At 60.1% G+C, this 16,209-nt stretch carries 16 protein-coding genes; 10 read left to right on the top strand and 6 right to left on the bottom strand.

All coding sequences use genetic code 11. The annotated features are described in order from the left end of the window. Window positions 1–349: 349 nt before the first annotated feature. On the bottom strand, window positions 350–1,132 hold the full coding sequence (locus tag E1958_RS08945) for a L,D-transpeptidase family protein (RefSeq protein ID WP_207787556.1): 783 nt from the start codon (window positions 1,130–1,132) through the stop codon (window positions 350–352). Window positions 1,133–1,976: 844 nt separating this feature from the next. On the opposite strand from E1958_RS08945, the gene E1958_RS20240 reads away from it, so the two are divergent. Together E1958_RS20240 and argE are read left to right on the top strand one after the other, a co-directional pair. Beyond that, entirely contained in the window at window positions 1,977–2,138 is a 162-nt protein-coding gene (locus E1958_RS20240) for a hypothetical protein (RefSeq protein WP_166664624.1), read from the top strand. A gap of 270 nt (window positions 2,139–2,408) precedes the next feature. Next, window positions 2,409–3,563 carry an acetylornithine deacetylase gene (argE, locus tag E1958_RS08940; RefSeq protein WP_133511584.1) on the top strand — a complete coding sequence of 385 codons (1,155 nt, stop codon included), beginning with the start codon at window positions 2,409–2,411 and terminating at the stop codon, window positions 3,561–3,563. A 339-nt stretch (window positions 3,564–3,902) separates the two neighbouring features. Here argE and E1958_RS08935 read toward each other — a convergent pair whose 3' ends face one another. The 5 genes from E1958_RS08935 to E1958_RS08920 all read right to left on the bottom strand — a co-directional run bounded on the left by E1958_RS08935 (window position 3,903) and on the right by E1958_RS08920 (window position 8,428). Continuing rightward, entirely contained in the window at window positions 3,903–6,011 is a 2,109-nt protein-coding gene (locus E1958_RS08935) for a tetratricopeptide repeat protein (RefSeq protein ID WP_133511583.1), read from the bottom strand. A gap of 116 nt (window positions 6,012–6,127) precedes the next feature. Next, window positions 6,128–6,439 (bottom strand): hypothetical protein, encoded by a 312-nt coding sequence (locus E1958_RS08930; protein ID WP_133511582.1) that lies wholly within the window; start codon window positions 6,437–6,439, stop codon window positions 6,128–6,130. 417 nt (window positions 6,440–6,856) lie between these two features. Beyond that, on the bottom strand, window positions 6,857–7,018 hold the full coding sequence (locus E1958_RS20235; protein ID WP_208108583.1) for a hypothetical protein: 162 nt from the start codon (window positions 7,016–7,018) through the stop codon (window positions 6,857–6,859). A 206-nt stretch (window positions 7,019–7,224) separates the two neighbouring features. Further along, a complete protein-coding gene (locus E1958_RS08925) occupies window positions 7,225–7,584 on the bottom strand; it encodes a nucleotide pyrophosphohydrolase (protein WP_089728925.1) in 360 nt (119 codons plus the stop codon). A gap of 181 nt (window positions 7,585–7,765) precedes the next feature. Then, complete coding sequence (locus E1958_RS08920) at window positions 7,766–8,428, bottom strand: hypothetical protein (RefSeq protein ID WP_133511581.1); 663 nt, start codon at window positions 8,426–8,428, stop codon at window positions 7,766–7,768. Between E1958_RS08920 and E1958_RS08915 the strand changes: the two genes are divergently transcribed. From E1958_RS08915 to E1958_RS08880, 8 genes are all read left to right on the top strand, one after another. Next, on the top strand, window positions 8,393–8,764 hold the full coding sequence (locus E1958_RS08915) for an Mth938-like domain-containing protein (protein WP_133511580.1): 372 nt from the start codon (window positions 8,393–8,395) through the stop codon (window positions 8,762–8,764). The two genes, E1958_RS08920 and E1958_RS08915, sit on opposite strands and share 36 nt — an antisense overlap. 265 nt (window positions 8,765–9,029) lie before the next feature. Beyond that, window positions 9,030–9,431, top strand: a complete 402-nt coding sequence (locus tag E1958_RS08910) for an H-NS histone family protein (protein ID WP_089728931.1) — start codon at window positions 9,030–9,032, stop codon at window positions 9,429–9,431. A 730-nt stretch (window positions 9,432–10,161) separates the two neighbouring features. Then, window positions 10,162–10,929: a Crp/Fnr family transcriptional regulator gene (locus tag E1958_RS08905; protein ID WP_133511579.1), complete on the top strand. Its 768-nt coding sequence runs from the start codon at window positions 10,162–10,164 to the stop codon at window positions 10,927–10,929. 250 nt (window positions 10,930–11,179) lie between these two features. Further along, entirely contained in the window at window positions 11,180–11,638 is a 459-nt protein-coding gene (locus E1958_RS08900; RefSeq protein ID WP_133511578.1) for a ferritin family protein, read from the top strand. Between the two features lie 156 nt (window positions 11,639–11,794). After that, on the top strand, window positions 11,795–12,070 hold the full coding sequence (locus E1958_RS08895) for a hypothetical protein (RefSeq protein ID WP_089728936.1): 276 nt from the start codon (window positions 11,795–11,797) through the stop codon (window positions 12,068–12,070). Between the two features lie 28 nt (window positions 12,071–12,098). Further along, entirely contained in the window at window positions 12,099–12,311 is a 213-nt protein-coding gene (locus tag E1958_RS08890) for a hypothetical protein (RefSeq protein WP_133511577.1), read from the top strand. Between the two features lie 27 nt (window positions 12,312–12,338). Next, window positions 12,339–13,034 (top strand): urea ABC transporter ATP-binding subunit UrtE, encoded by a 696-nt coding sequence (gene urtE, locus E1958_RS08885; RefSeq protein ID WP_133511576.1) that lies wholly within the window; start codon window positions 12,339–12,341, stop codon window positions 13,032–13,034. A gap of 804 nt (window positions 13,035–13,838) precedes the next feature. Further along, window positions 13,839–16,055, top strand: coding sequence for a primosomal protein N' (locus E1958_RS08880; RefSeq protein ID WP_133511575.1), 2,217 nt, complete (start codon window positions 13,839–13,841; stop codon window positions 16,053–16,055). Window positions 16,056–16,209: the final 154 nt, after the last annotated feature.

The following is a 16,209-nucleotide window of genomic DNA, read 5'->3' as shown; positions in this document are numbered from 1 at the left end:
AATGCGAATCGACACAGATCGGTCGCAATCGGCTCAGCATCGTTAACGATTTTTGATTCATTCGCGTTGATTTGCTGATAACGCTTCCATGAAAATACTGCCGGCTCGATGTTATCGGTAGTTGAGAGCATCTGGACTAGGTACTAGGGCGTGTTGACATTCAATGTTGACATTCAATAAGGAGTAAACCCCAACTTCTTGGCTTGTCTCCTAATGGTACAGGATTGACAGGATTTCCAGGATTAACAGGATTATTTTTCTTAAATGACAATTATAATATCCTGTTAATCCTGGAAATCCTGTTAATCTTGTCCTATTAGCGGTTGGCATGACGTTATGTCAACAGCTCCTAGTTGCCGGCCATAGAAAGCGGCGGCGGATCGAAGACATAGCGCTTCCCGGACACCCGCACCCCTGGTGGCCTCAAGGTGGCCTCGAATACATCATAACCCTCTTTGAGATTGCGCCAGAAATCGATCCATTCGTGGTTGCTGTAACGATCGATGTTCGCGGCACTCATCCGGAAGGGAAAGGCGTGCACCTGCACCTGCCCTTGTCCGTTGCGCAGGGCGGCCTGCACGAGCCCGTAGAGCTCTTCGATGCCGGAGTTCGTCATAGCGTAACAGCCGATGGAGACGCAGTCGCCATGGACCATCAGATAGGAGCCGGTGCGTTGGTGGGCCCGGTCATAGGCGTTCGGAAACCCGAGATTGAAGGAGAGGTGATAGGCGCTATTGGGGTTGAGCGCGCCTCGACCCACCTTATAAAAGCCTTCCGGGCTCTGACGGTCTCCCTCCTTGAGCTTGGGCCCCAGGGCGCCGGAAAAGGCGCAGATCGGGTAGGTTTTTATCCGCGTGAAGCGCTCGGCTTTCCCCATCCAGAGCTCTAATTCCCGTTCCGCCTTGAAGATGCGGATAAAGACGGGCGTTCCCCTGGTTACTCCCTTGGCGGTAAGCAGCTCATCGAGCTGCGGAGTCGTCAGCGCTCGGTCGGTGAACGGCTCGTGCGGATGAAACATGGCTCGATATGAGGATAGGATATTCGCCAAGACCCAGCGGACCTCATTTCTCCCCACGACTCCGATGAGGATTCCGACGGCGATCAACAGGATCGCAAACAAGAAGGTTCGCAAGGCGGTAGGTCCTGGTATCGGGTGCTTGGGATCGCGCATTTTCGGATGTTGTTTGGTCGAACGACATCCTTTATCCGCAGATTACACAGATTTTCGCAGATTCTTTCGTTTTTCAACCCCGCAATCGATGTAATCCGAAAAGCTGTCCGGTTAAAAGCAAGGCTCTTTATGGATTCCGGACTGCTAACGATTATGGAAGATCGCTACCGGACGTTGTGGAATGCGGCGGCAACCTGTTTCCGGTATCTGCCGGAATCCGCGGTGCTAGAGGTAACCACCGGGTTCGGCTGGCTCCCCACGCTCCAGCGTGGGAGCAGATCCCGACGCTCCAGCGTCGATTAGGCTAACCGCCAACGCCGATCAGCCCAACGCCTATCAGCACAGAAGAGCTGAGTCCGCGGGAGCGGACACGACGGCGTGAGCGCGACGGCATTGCGGTCGAGATGACATGCAGTAGTGTAACTTGACAGCTCACCATTTGGTTGACTGGAGAGTCCGCCGGGCGGACCTTGTAGATGTCAACACGACCTAACTCAGCAACCGGCTCAATCGGTGTAATCCGGAATTAACCAGGGGGTTTGGATTTCCCGGTCTGCCTAAGCGGCTGTCTAAAAACCAACCCATTGATTTTAAATTGGTAGGCTGGGGTGAGGAACGAACCCCAGCCTTGGTTGTTGCTGGGTTTTGGCCGTCCCTGGCCGCAACCCAGCCTACGGCCTATGGTCCTTTTTTAGACAGTCTCTAAGCCTGACTGATGACCATTTGGACCGGCAACTCGGCATTCAGGTTTTACCCGATAGCTAGAAGGACCAACGAAATATCGGTAGTCCCGGGAGCCGACAAGATGTCGGCGATCCCAGGGGCCGACAAGATGTCGGCGGTCCCGAGCCGGCTGGGACCGCCGTCTTTCAGACGGCTTACGGACCCCATCACCAGCTGGCGGCAACGCTCAGAGCAGACGCCCTCTGGGCCGCACCGGATAACGCCGGACAGCCGCCAGGTTTGATTCCCGTGTATACGAATAGTGGACACCGGCCTGATGCTCTCCGCGGCGCAGAGCAACCAGCTTCCCACGCAGCGCGTGGGAACGAGAATGACCGCGTCGGGCGTCACCTTTTACGACACCCTCCCGGTGGGAAAGGGAGTGAAATACACAAATTGTGCCCTGTGGCAGTATATATCCGCAGATTACGCAGATCCTTTCGTTTTTTTACTCCGCAATCGGTGTAATCTGCGGATTAAAAGATTTCCCGGTCCGATCCTGGGGAGCAACTGTATGTCCCATACCATACCATCCCTGACCTCCATGCTGGAGGCTCTGATCGCCACGCCGTCCGTCAGCAGCGTCAATCCCGGCTTGGATCAGAGCAATCAGGCCGTCATCGATCTGCTGGCCGATTGGCTGGAGGCGGCAGGATTTCGTACCGAGCTGATGGAAGTACCGGATCGTCCGGGTAAGGTCAATTTGATTGCGACCCTGGGGACGGGACCCGGTGGGCTGGTGTTGGCGGGGCACACGGACACGGTTCCCTGCAACCCGGAACGCTGGAGCCACGACCCATTCCGCCTCACGGAAGACCATGGTCGGCTCTACGGGCTCGGTACCAGCGACATGAAGTCCTTCCTCGGCATCGCCATCGAGGCGACAAAGGGGCTGAGGGCGCAGGACCTGGGCAGGCCCCTGGTGATCCTGGCCACCGCGGACGAAGAGTCCTCCATGAGCGGGGCCCGGGCGTTGGCCCATGCCGGCCGTCCCAGCGGTCGCTATGCCCTGATTGGGGAGCCGACCGGGCTCAGCCCGGTGCGCCTGCACAAGGGAGTGATGGGGGAGGCGATACGCCTGACGGGTCGGAGCGGCCATGCGAGTGAACCGAGCCTGGGCCGCAATGCCCTCGATGGTATGCAGGAGATCATGGGAGACCTCATGGCCTGGCGCGAGGCGCTCGAACGGCGCTATCACCACCCCGCCTTTGCCTTGCCGAGCCCGACGCTTAACCTGGGCTATATCCACGGCGGCGACAATTTCAACCGCATCTGTGATAACTGTGAGCTGCACCTGGATCTGCGGGTGCTGCCGGGAATGAAGACCGAAGATTTACGCTCCGAGCTTACGAATCGGGTCGCGGCAATCGCCGGTCGGCGCGGACTCGCATGGGAGGTAGAGCCCCTGTTCGCCAGTATCCCACCGGCTGAAACACCGCGGGAATCGGCCATCGTCAAGGCAGGGGAGTTGCTCACCGGTCACGCGGCGGAGGCGGTGAGCTTCGGGACCGAGGCCCCCTTTTTCAACCAACTGGGAATGGAGACCCTGATCCTCGGGCCGGGTAACCTGGCCCAGGCCCATCAGCCGGACGAGTACCTGGAGGTTGGCCGGATCCCTCGGACCCTGGAGCTACTGCGGGGAATGATTCGGCGTTTCTGCGAGGCATGAACTCCGATATCCTTTTCAATCCGCAGATTACGCAGATTTCCGCAGATGAAGAAAGAAACAATCTGCGAAAATCTGTGTAAACTGCGGATTCAAAAAGCGAACGCGATTTCGCGCTCGTTCCCACGCTCCAGCGTGGGAACGCCGTCTGGTCCGCTCCTGCGGACTCAGCTCCTCTGTGCTGATCGGCGTTGGCTGTTAGCCTACCGAGGTGCTTAATCGACGCTGGAGCGTCAAGATCCCTCCTCCGTCGGGACAAGTTTGCTCCCACGCTGGAGCCTGGGGAGCCAGCCGAAAATCAATGCCAGTAGAAAATCAACAGGTTAGTTTTTAGACAGCCTCTTACCGTCGCTCCGCGATCAGCCGGTCGATCGCCCCTAAACGCTGCCGGAAATCTTCATCGTACTGATCCATTCCGGCATCCTTGTATACATGCCAGGCATTCTCGATGTGGCGGCGGGCTTCCTCCAACCGCGCCGTGCCCGACTCACGTTCACCCAGGACCTTAAGGGCATTGCCCAGGTTGTTTTGGGTCCTGGCCCACTGGAGGGGCACCCGGTCGCGGGTCCGCTCCTGCAAGGCGGCCCGGTAGGCGGCTACCGCCGCCTCCAACCGCTCGGTGCCCGACTCGCGTTCGCCGAGTCTCATAAGGGCGGCGCCCAGGTTGTTTTGGGTCATGGCCCAATCCAGGGGCACGCGGTCGCGGGTGTATTCCTGCAAGGCGGCACGATAGGCGACTACCGCCTCCTCTAAGCGCTCGGTGCCCGACTCACGCTCTCCGAGGGACTGAAGGGCGTTGCCCAGGTTGGTTTGGGTCATGGCCCATTGCAGGGGCACCCGGTCGCGGGTGTATTCCTGCAAGGCGGCCCGGTAGGCGGCTATGGCCTCCTTCAACCGCTCGGTGCCCGACTCCCGTTCGCCGAGTTCCGAAAGGGCGCTGCCCAGGTTGTTTTGGGTCACGGCCCACATCAGGGGCACGCGCTCACGGGTCCATTCCTGCAAGGCGGCCCGGTAAGCGGCCACCGCCGCCTCCAAGCGCGCCGTGCCCGACTCCCGTTTGCCGAGTCTCGAAAGGGCGTTGCCCAGGTTGTTTTGAGTCATGGCCCAATCCAGGGGCACCCGCTTGCGGGTCCGCTCCTGCAAGGCGGCCCGGTAAGCGGCCACCGCCGCCTCCAAGCGCTCGGTGCCTGACTCGCGTTCACCGAGTTCCGAAAGGGCACTGCCCAGGTTGTTTTGGGTCGTGGCCCAGTCTAAGGGCACGCGCTCGCGGGTGAACTCCTGCAAGGCGGCCCGGTAAGCGGCTACGGCCTCTTCCAGGCGCTCGGTGTCCGACTCGCGTTCGCCGAGTCTCAAAAGGGCGTTGCCCAGGTTGTTTTGGGTCGTTGCCCACTGGAGAGGCACCCGCTCGCGAGTCCACTCCTGCAAGGCGGCCCGGTAGGCGGCTACGGCCTCTTCCAGGCGCTCGGTGCCCGACTCCCGTTCGCCGAGATTCTGAAGGGCGTTACCCAGGTTGTTTTGAGTCATGGCCCAATCCAGGGGCACGCGGTCGCGGGTGTACTCCTGCAAGGCGGCCCGGTAGGCGGCCACCGCTTCTTTCAACCGCTCGGTGCCCGATTCGCGTTCGCCGAGTCTCCAAAGGGCGAGGCCCAGGTTGTTTTGGGTCATGGCCCAATCCAGGGGCACCCGGTCGCGGGTGAGTTCCTGCAAGGCGGCCCAGAAGGCGGCCACCGCTTCCTCCAACCGCTCGGTGTCCGATTCCCGTTCGCCAAGTCTCGAAAGGGCGACGCCCAGGTCGTTTTGGATCCTGGCCCAATCCAGGGGCACTTGGTCGCGGGGGTATGCTCCGAGCAGATTCCGGCAGGCCCGGATTGCCGCCTGCAGGGCCGCGTTGTCTCCCTTCTCATCACCTTGGCGGTAGAGTGCGCGGGCAGACCGCTCCCGATAAGCCAATTGCTGTTCCGGCTTGGTGTCGGGGACCAGCTCGGCGGCGGCGGCGAACCGTTCCGCGGCCTCCCCATAGCGCAGCCGGATCAGCAAGACCTCGGCCCGCTCGGCCCGCACCGCCGCCGCGGAGAGCCGGCGCCGCTCCACCGCCGCCTGCGCCGCTTGTTGCAGCTTCTCCGCCGCCCGGATACCGGCCAGCTCCCGTTGTTCGGCCTGGTCCAGGAGGTCTTCGGCCCGGTCATAGTCACCCGCTTCGATAGCGGCCCGGGCCTGGTCGAGCAGCGCCCGTGTCTCCGGGTCCTCGGTCTCCAACCCAGCCAGGCGTTCCAGGGCCTGTTTGTGGCGCAGCGCGATCTCGGGGAGACGTGCCGCCCACTGCTCGGCCGGGACCTCCTGCTCCAGGATGACAAAGAAGGTGCCTAACGCCTGCTCGGTGACCCCGAGTTGGAGCTTGAGCTCGGTGAACTTGTCCTGGAGTTTCTGATGCTCCGCCCGCTGATCGGCCATCAAATCGCGGACGAGCCGGTCGGGGATATGATTGATAGTGACAGAAAGATCACCACCCGCGGAGACCCGGTCGAGATCAATCCGAGGCGCCCCCGCGCCCGTGGTGGACGCGGGGGCTAGTGTTTTGGGTCCCTATTACCTCCGGCGGCTTGGGTGGAGAGATCGATATCGCCTTGTGCCTTTGCGTCCTTGACCCGGACGTCACCGCCGACTCGGTTCTCCGCGCTCAGATCACCGCCCGCGTCAAGGCCCTCACCCTCGACCTGGCCCGGCCTCGGCGGGGGTGCATTCTGTCCCTCCAGGCTTACTTCCGTGCCGAAAGGAAAGATCGCGCGGATTGCCGCGCTGTCGCGGAAGACGAGTATGAAGACCACCATTACGACGGCAACCAGCGCCGCCACCAGGACCATTGCCTTGTTCTTCGACACAGAGACCCCCTCGAAACCCGATTGGCCGAAAGGAAAATATAGCACGGACCAGCCGTTACAGAGGATGTCGCAAAAGCTCCTCTCCCGCCGGGAGAGTGTCGTAAAAGGTGACGCCCGAGGTAGCGCCGGCGTCTCGCCTGCATGGTTTGGGGATAGGCCACCCTTTTCTCGTTCCCAGGCGTTGCGTAGGAACCTGGCAGCTCCGCGCCGCGGAGAGCATCAGGCCGGTGTCCAGCATTCGGATACCCGTCGCGCGTGAATATTTCGGTAAGCGAGGAGTGCCGATGGTGCCCGAGCGCAAGGCGCGGCGAGGAGGAATAGCCAGGCCCTATGGCGACGAGTCGCAACGCGGCTAGCGAGTGCGAGCGGCGTACATCGCGGCGAAATATTCACGGGTGACGGGTATAGACACGGGAATCACACCTGCCGGCTGTCCGGCGTTATCCGGTGCGGCCCGGAAGGCGTCTGCTCTGAGCGTTGCCGCCAGCTGGTCATGGAGTCCGTAAGCCGTCTGAAAGACGGCGGTCCCAGCCGGCTCGGGACCGCCGACATCTTGTCGGCCCCTGGGACCACCGACATTCTGTCGGCTCCTGGGACTGCCGACATGTTGTCGGCCCCTGGGACCGCCGACATCCTGTCGGCTCTCGGGACTACCGATATTTCGTTGGCCCTTCCGGCTATCGGGTAAAACCTGGATGCCGATTTGCGTTCATTTGGGGCTGGTCCCTTGAGCCCGGGGGTAAGTCCGGTCCCCCAAACAGCGCCAAATAATCCAAGATTGCTGCTCAATCCTGGTATTCGGTCGCGCGCCTGGCATCCCCATAAACCTTGTGCGCCGGATAGCGTTGCTCGTTTATGGCAATCTTGGCCTCCGCGGCAGCGAGCAGGTCCAGGTCTAAACGTTCGGATAGGCGAACCAGATAGATCAGGATGTCGGCCATCTCATAGGCGACTTCCTGTTTCTTCTCGGGGGCGAGAGAGGCACTTTGCGCTTCGGTCAACCACTGGAAGTGCTCAAGCAACTCGCCGCATTCCCCCGCCAGGGCCATCGCCAGGTTCTTCGGAGAATGAAACCGCTCCCAATTGCGCTCCCGCGCGAAGTTCAAGAGGCGGTGGTTCAACCGCTCCAGACTGTCTTCAGGCATACTCCCAGGCTCCTCGCTTGCTGGTCATACCGCTTCCTGTAATCGTTCAGCCCCACCTCGTCATTCTGGTAAGTGGTGCCGGAATCCAAGCGCCACGGACGGCAAAGACAGTGGGGGTCCGAACAATTATGCTTCATTTGTGCCACCCCGGGGCCGGCCTTGAGATCGCCGCATCCAAGTGCTATTTGAGGTGGCGTACGATCGCGTGTGCGGTCTCTTTTACAAGCTTGCTGCACTCGCTAAGGGTCCTTGCCGGATACCGGAGTTGAGCTGTCTCCAGCGAGACACCCTTGACTGCGTTGTCGTGGTTATCGGGATCTGTGTCGATCTTATTCACTTGCTGTGCAAGCGTGTCTGCCGCCATACCCAGTTCATAGGAGACCATGCGGGCGGCTCGACCATCGATCTTTTTGTTTGCCTCGATAGCTTCGGCCATGCGGGAAATCGAACCGCGAATATGCTCCAGTGCACTACGAATTTTCGAAGCGCTGCGCCGATCGAGAAGCCCCTCGGTCCTTAATCGGGAGAGCTCGCCGTTCAGCCCCTCTACCTGAGTGTCCAGGAATAGCCGAGTGCGTTCGATTTGGGCGCGCAAAGCCGGTTCCGGGAACAGATAGGTCTGCGACCAATCCTCGGCAACCTCGGCTCGGGGTCCGGCCGGGGATGCTACCAAGGGCGATAACGCCTCTTCCGCCTCGGTTATGCCGGCAAAAGCGATGACTATTACCAGCGTTATGGTTCGAACAAGGTTCATAATCGTTCGGCAAGGGTCCTTGTTTGTCGCCTGTCCGTCGGTTATCTTGCCAACATGAAGTTCTCCGCAGCGGATAGTGATGGCGGTCATCTGATCCTCGGCTATGGTCCGGGCCGGATCCTTATCGGTGGCCGAATCTACACGCGTGGGCTGATCATCAGTCCAGAGCGTATTGACAGCGACTGGGGACCTGAGAATGCGATAGACCTGGCCGCGGAACATTTTGAGGCTCTGCTCGCGCTTGATCCCCAAATCATAATCGTCGGCACCGGAAAGCACCAGGTCTTTCCCGACCCAAACACCTATCTCACCCTGCTGCAGCGGGGCTTAGGGGTCGATATCATGGACACGGGTGCTGCCTGTCGTACCTATAACATTCTGGTGTCTGAGGGCCGTAAGGTAGCCGCCGGCCTTATGATGTGCTGAGGCATGGCAAATCCGTTCTAACCGGCTCGGCCATTGCACAGACAGTTCGGTCATCGTGTCGATCACGCCAACTTTGATTCGGTCTTGGAATGCAAGCTCATTCACAATGTCACCGAGTTGCGGTAATCCATATTGGACTTTTTTCGGAAATAAGTCTTGACTTTGGGGCTTGAGCAATAAATTATATATAAGGATCTCGGCTCTGAGATCCATTTCAGCCGTTAACATCGTAACCGAAAATAACCTAGTTTTAGGAGGTGCTAAAGTGGGGGTTGAAAACCTGAGCGTTGATGAGATCCAGCAGCAGTTGAGAGAGCTGGCCCAGAATCGAGATGACTTGGAACGGGCATTGGTGCAGCGCCATCAACAGGCAAAACTCGATCTGGTGCAGCAAATCAAAGACCTTATTCAGGACCAGGGGTTCGAAACTACCGAGATCATTTCCCAATTTGGTCCAAAGGGCCAGAGGCGTAAGGCCGGTACCAAGACGGGGGGTTCGCGGCAATACAAGCAGTATTTCGATCCGGATAATCCGGAGAACATCTATGTTCGCGGGGTCATTCCGGGTTGGATGAAACAGAAAATGCAGGATCAAGGCTATGATCCCAACTCCAAACCGGACCGAGAGGCCTTCAAGGCAAATTCTTTGCGCATCTTAGAAGGTTAAGCCGCGCATTTGCTCTATTTGCTTTCCTGGCTTGGTGCTCGTCTTCGATTCGGTCACCATTTTCCGGTTATGGGCTTCGCAATCTCCCCAGCTGCAATCCCCTCAGCGATTCACGGCGTAAAAGCGGGCGCCCAGCCCCACCGCGTTTTTGGAATCGCCCCCTTGTCCACATCGCCGCACTGTCCGAAAGCACTGGGGTTGGACGCAGCGCGATACAGACGTCAATTTTGCACGTAGATACCACCCGTGAACCTACGGGTGGTATCTACGGCATTCGCGCATAGCCCAAGGGGTTGCCGCTTTCCGGCATAGCCGCCTATCGCGCTGGAGGCAGTTGCTGTACCGTCTCATAAACGGCTTTGCGTCGGTCTGAGATCGTCTGTCTTCGCGGCAGTCTAATCCAAGGTGTCACCGCATCGTGCGGTGGGGTCTATGCTGATGGTGGTCACCACCGCAACGTCCGGGTCCGGGATGTTGACCGCGTCCAGCCGCTTACCGAGACCTATTCGTAGTTTTCCCTGTAGTTGAATATTCCAGCCTTTATACGGTAGGCTCCGAGCGAATACGACAAGCTTGGTTCCGGAAAATCGCGACGTCAGCTAAAAAATATCAAAATAATAAAGTAGTTATATCTGCTTGTTGGCTCTAGGTAGCAGACTTCGCGATCGGCGGCGCTACGGGTACACCGAGTAGAGTCGTGAGGTCAATGCCGAACCGGAGGTGATTTTCTGTGAACGAACATTCCGGTTTTGAGGTGGCGCCGCCGCTCCATTGTGCAGACTGTCCCGTACGCAGGCTGGCGTTATTCCAACCCCTCAATCCGGAGGAGGTATCCATCGCCGAGGCGTTTCGTACCGAATTTCGCCGCTTGAAGCCGGGAAGCGCCATCTTTCGGCAGGGTGAGGACATAAAGGAGGTCTACACCCTACACGAGGGTTGGGCCTATCTGTATCAGAACCTGGTGGATGGGGGGCGGCAGATCCTCAGATTGCTTCTGCCGGGGGATTTTTTCGGTTTTCAGGCGGATATAGGGGACGGTGTACGCATCCATTCCGCGCAGGCATTGACGGCCGCTGCTTTATGTGTGTTCCCCAGCGCCAACATCCTGACGATGGTCAGAAATCATGTGGATTTGGGGATTCGGCTGATATGGATGACGGCGCATGACGAGGCAGTTGCCTACGAACAAGTCGTGAGCCTGGGGCGGAGAACGGCCCGCGAGCGGGTGGCCTACCTGTTGTTGGATCTCTTCCACCGGTTGCGATTGCGCCAGCGGAATCCGGAAGGGATTCAGGCAGTGGATTTGCCGTTGACCCAGGAATTGATCGCGGATGTCTGCGGTTTGACGCAGATTCATGTGAACCGGACCCTAAAATCCCTGAGAAACGATAAGCTCCTGGAGCTCAAGGGGGGGAGGCTTTACGTACCGGATGTGGATCTGTTGGCCTGTGAGGCGAAACACAGCTACAACATCTTCACCAAACGTCCCATGCTTTAAGGGCTGTTGACATTCATCATTCTTGGGTCCGATTGCGGCCCTGTTCCGCGCTGACGGTGTTGCGGTTCGTCAAAATAGGCTGGCTAATTCTTCCTCACCGCACCTTTCAGCTAAGAAAAATTCCTCGCAATCGCCCGCCCTTAAGAATAAATATCAACAGCCCCTAGCTCGCATGGCTGGTTGGGGCGGCTGGTGACCCTTCGGTCTTCGATACACATTTCAGTCTACGCACGAGATGCTGGGAGGAAAGATGGCAACCTGGAATTCCGTCGATGATGTTTTGCGGTATGCCATAAACCAAGAAGAAGAGGCGGCGGATCTGTATCGACAGTTGGCTGCCCAGACGAAGAAACTCGGAATGCGGCAATTGTATGAAGGGTTTGCCCGCGAAGAGGAAGGTCACAAGATAAAGTTGATGACCATCAGGGCGGAAGGGCTGCGGCAGCCGGCAGGTGAGCAGACCGTGGATATGAAGATGACCGATTATCTGGTCGAGCCGGCTGCGGACGATTCCGAGTTGGGTTATCAGGATGCCCTGATCCTGGCCATGAAGCGGGAAAAAGCGGCGTTCAGGCTATACAGCGACCTGGCGGAAAAGACCACCGATCCGGAAGTGAAGGCGACCCTGCTCTCGCTTGCCCAGGAAGAAGCCAAGCACAAGCTCCGCTTCGAGATCGAATATGATGACGTGGTTCAACCAGCGAATTAGCCCGGGTACCTTATCGGGGCGATACCTTAACCCGCATATCTCAGCGGGGATTGCTGTCCTGGTGGAGTTCGCAGCCGCACCCGCGCTGCCGTGAGCGAAATTCGTAGCCCCTCCTAGAGGTATCCTTTTCACCTCCGCACCGGAGTGGAGGAAACCATGAAAAGCAATCCACAAGCAGCGGCCAAATGGGATTGGCTTGCGGAACCGGATACCGCTCTTGAATTGTATAGCGCCGAGCGGAGGGCGTTCTACGATTGGCAGGTAGCTGAGCGGGAATGGTCAGCGGCTACCAGCCGGCTAGGTTCCAGCGGACGAAATAAGCCGCTACGGGATCAGGGCGAGTCCCTGGAGAGACTGAAAAACCGCCTCGATGAGGCAGCGCAGGCATACGAACAGGCCCGACGACGGCTCTATGAAGCGTGGAGCGCTTGAGACTAGGTGCCAGGTTTCGTATTACCGCATGGATGGCAGAGCCTTTTCCGGTCGCACCGGGAGAGTCGGTGGTTTACTTAAGGGCCTGCCCGACATACGGCTGTTCTACTGCGGAATCGAAGCGAGCCATTCGCGCAGCCTGAAAGCGGTCCGCTACGAGTTCGTCGGCAAACCGGGAGACAAGGAGCTGGATATCAACGTCCCCGCGGACGGTCGCACCATTGAAGTCGCCGACCGGTAGTGATGCGTCGCGACCCGGTACCGAATTATGCTCAGCCTCCGGCGAGTCAACCAGTATTACGGCGAGAGCCACACGCTCTGGGATCTGGACATAGAGTTCCCGACGGGTCGCTGCACCTGTGTCATGGGCCGCAATGGGGTCGGCAAGACGACCCTGATGGACGTCATCATGGGTCTGTTGCCCCTGCACTCCGGCACCATGGAATACCAGGGGATAGACCTGGCCAAGTTAGCGGCGGAAAAGCGGGCCAGCCTCGGCATCGGCTACGTACCCCAAGGCCGGCAGATATTTCCTATGCTCACAGTGGAAGAAAACCTACAAATCGGCTTGTCGGCGCGGGCCGATGGAAAGAAAAGGATCCCCGGGCTCGTCTTCGGGTTATTCCCTGTATTGCAGGAAATGCTTGGCCGGCGCGGCGGAGATCTCTCCGGCGGTCAGCAGCAACAGCTCGCCATCGGCCGCGCCCTGGTGATAGATCCCAAGCTGCTGATCCTGGACGAGCCTACCGAAGGCATCCAGCCCAACGTCGTGCAGGAGATCGGCGACATCATCCGCCACCTGAACCGAGAGATCGGCCTGACGGTCATCCTGGTGGAACAAAAGCTACCCTTTGCCCGCAAGGTAGCCGATCGCTTCCTGATCCTGGATCGGGGACGCCTGATGGCGACGGGCGACATGACCGAGCTCAGTGATGAGATCGTTAGGGAGTACCTTACAGTCTAGTCCTGGGCTACAGCCAATCCAATGCTATTGAGTTAAGCCATCGCAATCGTTCAACCCCCCATTGTTTTTGTCATCCATGGCACTGGATTCCGGCAAGGCTCTTTATGGATTCCAGACTGCCAAGGATCATGGAAGGGTACCACCGAACATTTTGGAGTGCGGCGGCAACCTTACCCCGATGCTTACCGGAACCTACAGCGCCAGGCATAAGCGGGGGGTTGGCCAAGTGGCACCATCCTGCCGCCGCTTTGGATTTGGTGAGGTATCCGTCCCCAGCACAGGTGATGCGGCCAGGGGAAAGCGCCGTCGCCGCGGCGCGGGTGGAACCTCAGTGCTCGGATTCCCGGCCAACGCCGCTGGTATCCCCCGTAACTGAGGTTCGATGCGGCCGCACCGCTTTGCCGGCGCACTCCAAAGCAGTCCGGAATCCATAAAGAGCCTCCGGCAATTCATTCCTGCCGGAATGACGAGCTGGGCTCTGAATGATTAGGGCTGACAGATAGGCAACTATTCATATGGGGGCGAAATCTGCTGAGTCGGCCTGCGAAGTTGCGCCGGCACTGCTGGAGACAATCTTGGAGATGAGGATATCCTATTGTTTTTATTGATAAATCTATGGTTGGTAAAATACTGATCAAAGCAACCTAAACCTCAGTGTTTATGTAGCCTGGAGACCTGACTTGAGGGAGATTTCCACAAAGTTATCCACAGATTTTGTGTACAGTCGAACTTAGTTCCGAACAAACATGGGGTTGGCGCCGTTCGAGGGGAGATTCATCTTTATAGATATGCTTAACTTGCGCGATGCCTGCCGACCCACTGATCATTCTGCGCGTTGCCGTGGACGCGCCTGTCCCCACGGTGTTCGATTACCTGCCGGCCATCGATCGGACCGGGAACCCCCCGGCACCCGGTATGCGCGTGTTGGTGCCCTTTGGGCGCAGCCGGCGTCTGGGTATGATCCTGGAGGTGGCGGCGCGGACCGAACAGGACCCGGACCGGCTCAAGCCGGTGGATTCCTTGCTCGACCCGACCCCGCTGCTCGGTGCTGCGGATCTCGCTTTCATTCTATGGGCGGCCCGGTACTATCACCATGCCCCTGGGGAGGCCCTGTTCGGCGCTCTGCCGGCCCGTCTGCGCCGACCCTCGTCACCACCGCTAGAGAGTGGAACGCCCGGCTGGTGTCTCACGCCTGAAGGGCGTGCAGGGGTTGCCGGCCTGACGCGGGCACCCAAGCAGGCATTGGTGGCCCGCTTGCTCGCGGCGAGCGACACGGGACTCAGCAGCGCCGAGCTCAAACGCCGACTTGGCGACTGCCAGGGTGCCCTGCGCGCGCTGGCCGCCCGCGGCTGGGTCGAGCCCTGCCGGATTGCATCCGTACCCCGGACCGGGGGGCGGGCAGTGGCTGCCGGACCCGAGCTCGATCCCCACCAGCGCCGGGCCGTGGATTCGGTCCGGGACGCGTTCGGGGGCTTTCGCGCCTTCCTGCTGGAGGGGGTCACCGGCAGCGGTAAGACCGAGGTCTACATCCGGTTGCTGCAAAGGCTGCTCGCGGCCGGGCGACAGGCCTTGCTGCTGGTACCGGAGATCGGTCTGACGCCGCAGCTGCTGCAACGCCTCACCGAGCGGCTCGATACCCCGATGGTCACGCTGCACTCGGCCTTGAGTGCCGGCGAACGGGAACGGGCCTGGCGATGCGCGGCCGCCGGTGAGGCCACTTTGGTGCTGGGGACCCGCTCGGCGGTCTTTGTGCCCCTGCCGCGCTTGGGGTTGATCCTGGTGGACGAGGAGCACGACCTCTCCTTCAAGCAGCAGGACGGGTTCCGCTATTCGGCGCGGGACCTGGCCGTGCGCCGGGCCCAGCAGGCCCGCTGCCCGGTGGTCTTGGGTTCCGCCACGCCATCCCTGGAGACCCTGCACAATGCCCACAGCGGGCGTTACACCCGGCTCGAACTCCCGCGCCGGGCCGGGGGTGCGTTGCCGCCGGAGCTCCTGACCTTGGACATCCGCGCCCAACCCCTGCGCGCCGGCCTGTCGCCGGTGCTGCTGCGCCTGATGCGCGAGGAGCTGGAACAGGGGAATCAGGTCCTGCTGTTTCTCAACCGGCGCGGCTTCGCCCCCGTGCTGACCTGTCATACGTGCGGGTGGGTCAGTGAGTGTCCCCGGTGCGATGCCAGGCTCACCCTGCACCTCGCCGCCGAGCGCCTCTGGTGCCACCATTGCGGCTGGACTCGCGCCCTGCCTGGGGCCTGCCCCGATTGCAAGGGGCTCGATCTGCGTCCCTTGGGGCGGGGGACCGAGCGTTTGGAGGCCGAGCTATGGGACCTCTTTCCCGATACTAGCTTGGCACGGATCGACCGCGACAGCACGCGCCGTAAGGGTGAGCTGGAACGCCTGCTCGGGGCGGCCCGGCGCGGGGAGATCCCCCTGCTGCTGGGGACCCAGATGCTGGCTAAGGGGCACCACTTCCCCGGGGTTACCCTGGTAGGGATCCTGGAACTGGACCAGGGGCTCTACGGGGCTGACTTCCGCGCCCCGGAACGGATGGCCCAGCTGGTGGTCCAGGTAGCGGGGCGGGCCGGTCGGGCCCGGCGTCCGGGTCGGGTCGTCTTGCAGACCAGGCACCCGGATCATCCCCTGTTGCTCAGCCTGCAACGACAGGGCTATCCGGCCTTTGCCGCCACCGCCCTCGAAGAACGCCGGCAGGCCGCGCTGCCCCCCTTTTCTCATCAGGCTCTGATGCGCGCCGAGTCACGGGATGCGCAAGCGGCCTCGAAATTTCTGGAGCGGGCCGCGGGCGAGGCGACCGCTGTGGCCGCCAAGGGGGTGGCGGTCTTGGGTCCTATTCCGGCGCCCATGGAGCGGCGCGGTGGTCGCCACCGTGCCCATCTGCTGGCGCAATCGGATCTGAGGCCGGACCTGCAGGCGTTCCTGACGGCCTGGCTGACCAGAGTACGGGCCCTGAAGGGCGGCTCGCGGGTGCGCTGGTCCCTGGACACGGACCCCCAGGAAATGCTCTGAGCCGGTGTTTCCTGGTATCCTTTGTCAGCTTTCTGGTCCTCTGATACCGAAGTACCGAATGACATGGGAATTATTTTTTCCGCCAATGAACGCAAATCAATGCAAATTGGTCGCAAAAGATCACGTTCTTTCTAATGATGGAACCGGTTGATAA

The organism is Candidatus Thiosymbion oneisti, from assembly GCF_004359955.1.
GTDB classification, from domain to species: domain Bacteria; phylum Pseudomonadota; class Gammaproteobacteria; order Chromatiales; family Chromatiaceae; genus Thiosymbion; species Thiosymbion oneisti.
Note: the sequence above shows the minus strand (reverse complement) of the source record. Positions and strands in the feature narration are given on the sequence as shown.

Coding starts and splice junctions, on each gene's coding strand:
- E1958_RS20240 (WP_166664624.1), top strand. CDS start 1,977: ATGTCGGCGATCCCAGGGGCCGACAAGATGTCGGCGGTCCCGAGCCGG.
- argE (WP_133511584.1), top strand. CDS start 2,409: ATGTCCCATACCATACCATCCCTGACCTCCATGCTGGAGGCTCTGATC.
- E1958_RS08935 (WP_133511583.1), bottom strand. CDS start 6,011: ATGGCCGATCAGCGGGCGGAGCATCAGAAACTCCAGGACAAGTTCACC.
- E1958_RS20235 (WP_208108583.1), bottom strand. CDS start 7,018: ATGTCGGTGGTCCCAGGGGCCGACAAGATGTCGGCGGTCCCGAGCCGG.
- E1958_RS08925 (WP_089728925.1), bottom strand. CDS start 7,584: ATGCCTGAAGACAGTCTGGAGCGGTTGAACCACCGCCTCTTGAACTTC.
- E1958_RS08915 (WP_133511580.1), top strand. CDS start 8,393: ATGAAGTTCTCCGCAGCGGATAGTGATGGCGGTCATCTGATCCTCGGC.
- E1958_RS08920 (WP_133511581.1), bottom strand. CDS start 8,428: ATGACCGCCATCACTATCCGCTGCGGAGAACTTCATGTTGGCAAGATA.
- E1958_RS08900 (WP_133511578.1), top strand. CDS start 11,180: ATGGCAACCTGGAATTCCGTCGATGATGTTTTGCGGTATGCCATAAAC.
- E1958_RS08895 (WP_089728936.1), top strand. CDS start 11,795: ATGAAAAGCAATCCACAAGCAGCGGCCAAATGGGATTGGCTTGCGGAA.
- E1958_RS08890 (WP_133511577.1), top strand. CDS start 12,099: ATGGATGGCAGAGCCTTTTCCGGTCGCACCGGGAGAGTCGGTGGTTTA.
- urtE (WP_133511576.1), top strand. CDS start 12,339: ATGCTCAGCCTCCGGCGAGTCAACCAGTATTACGGCGAGAGCCACACG.
- E1958_RS08880 (WP_133511575.1), top strand. CDS start 13,839: ATGCCTGCCGACCCACTGATCATTCTGCGCGTTGCCGTGGACGCGCCT.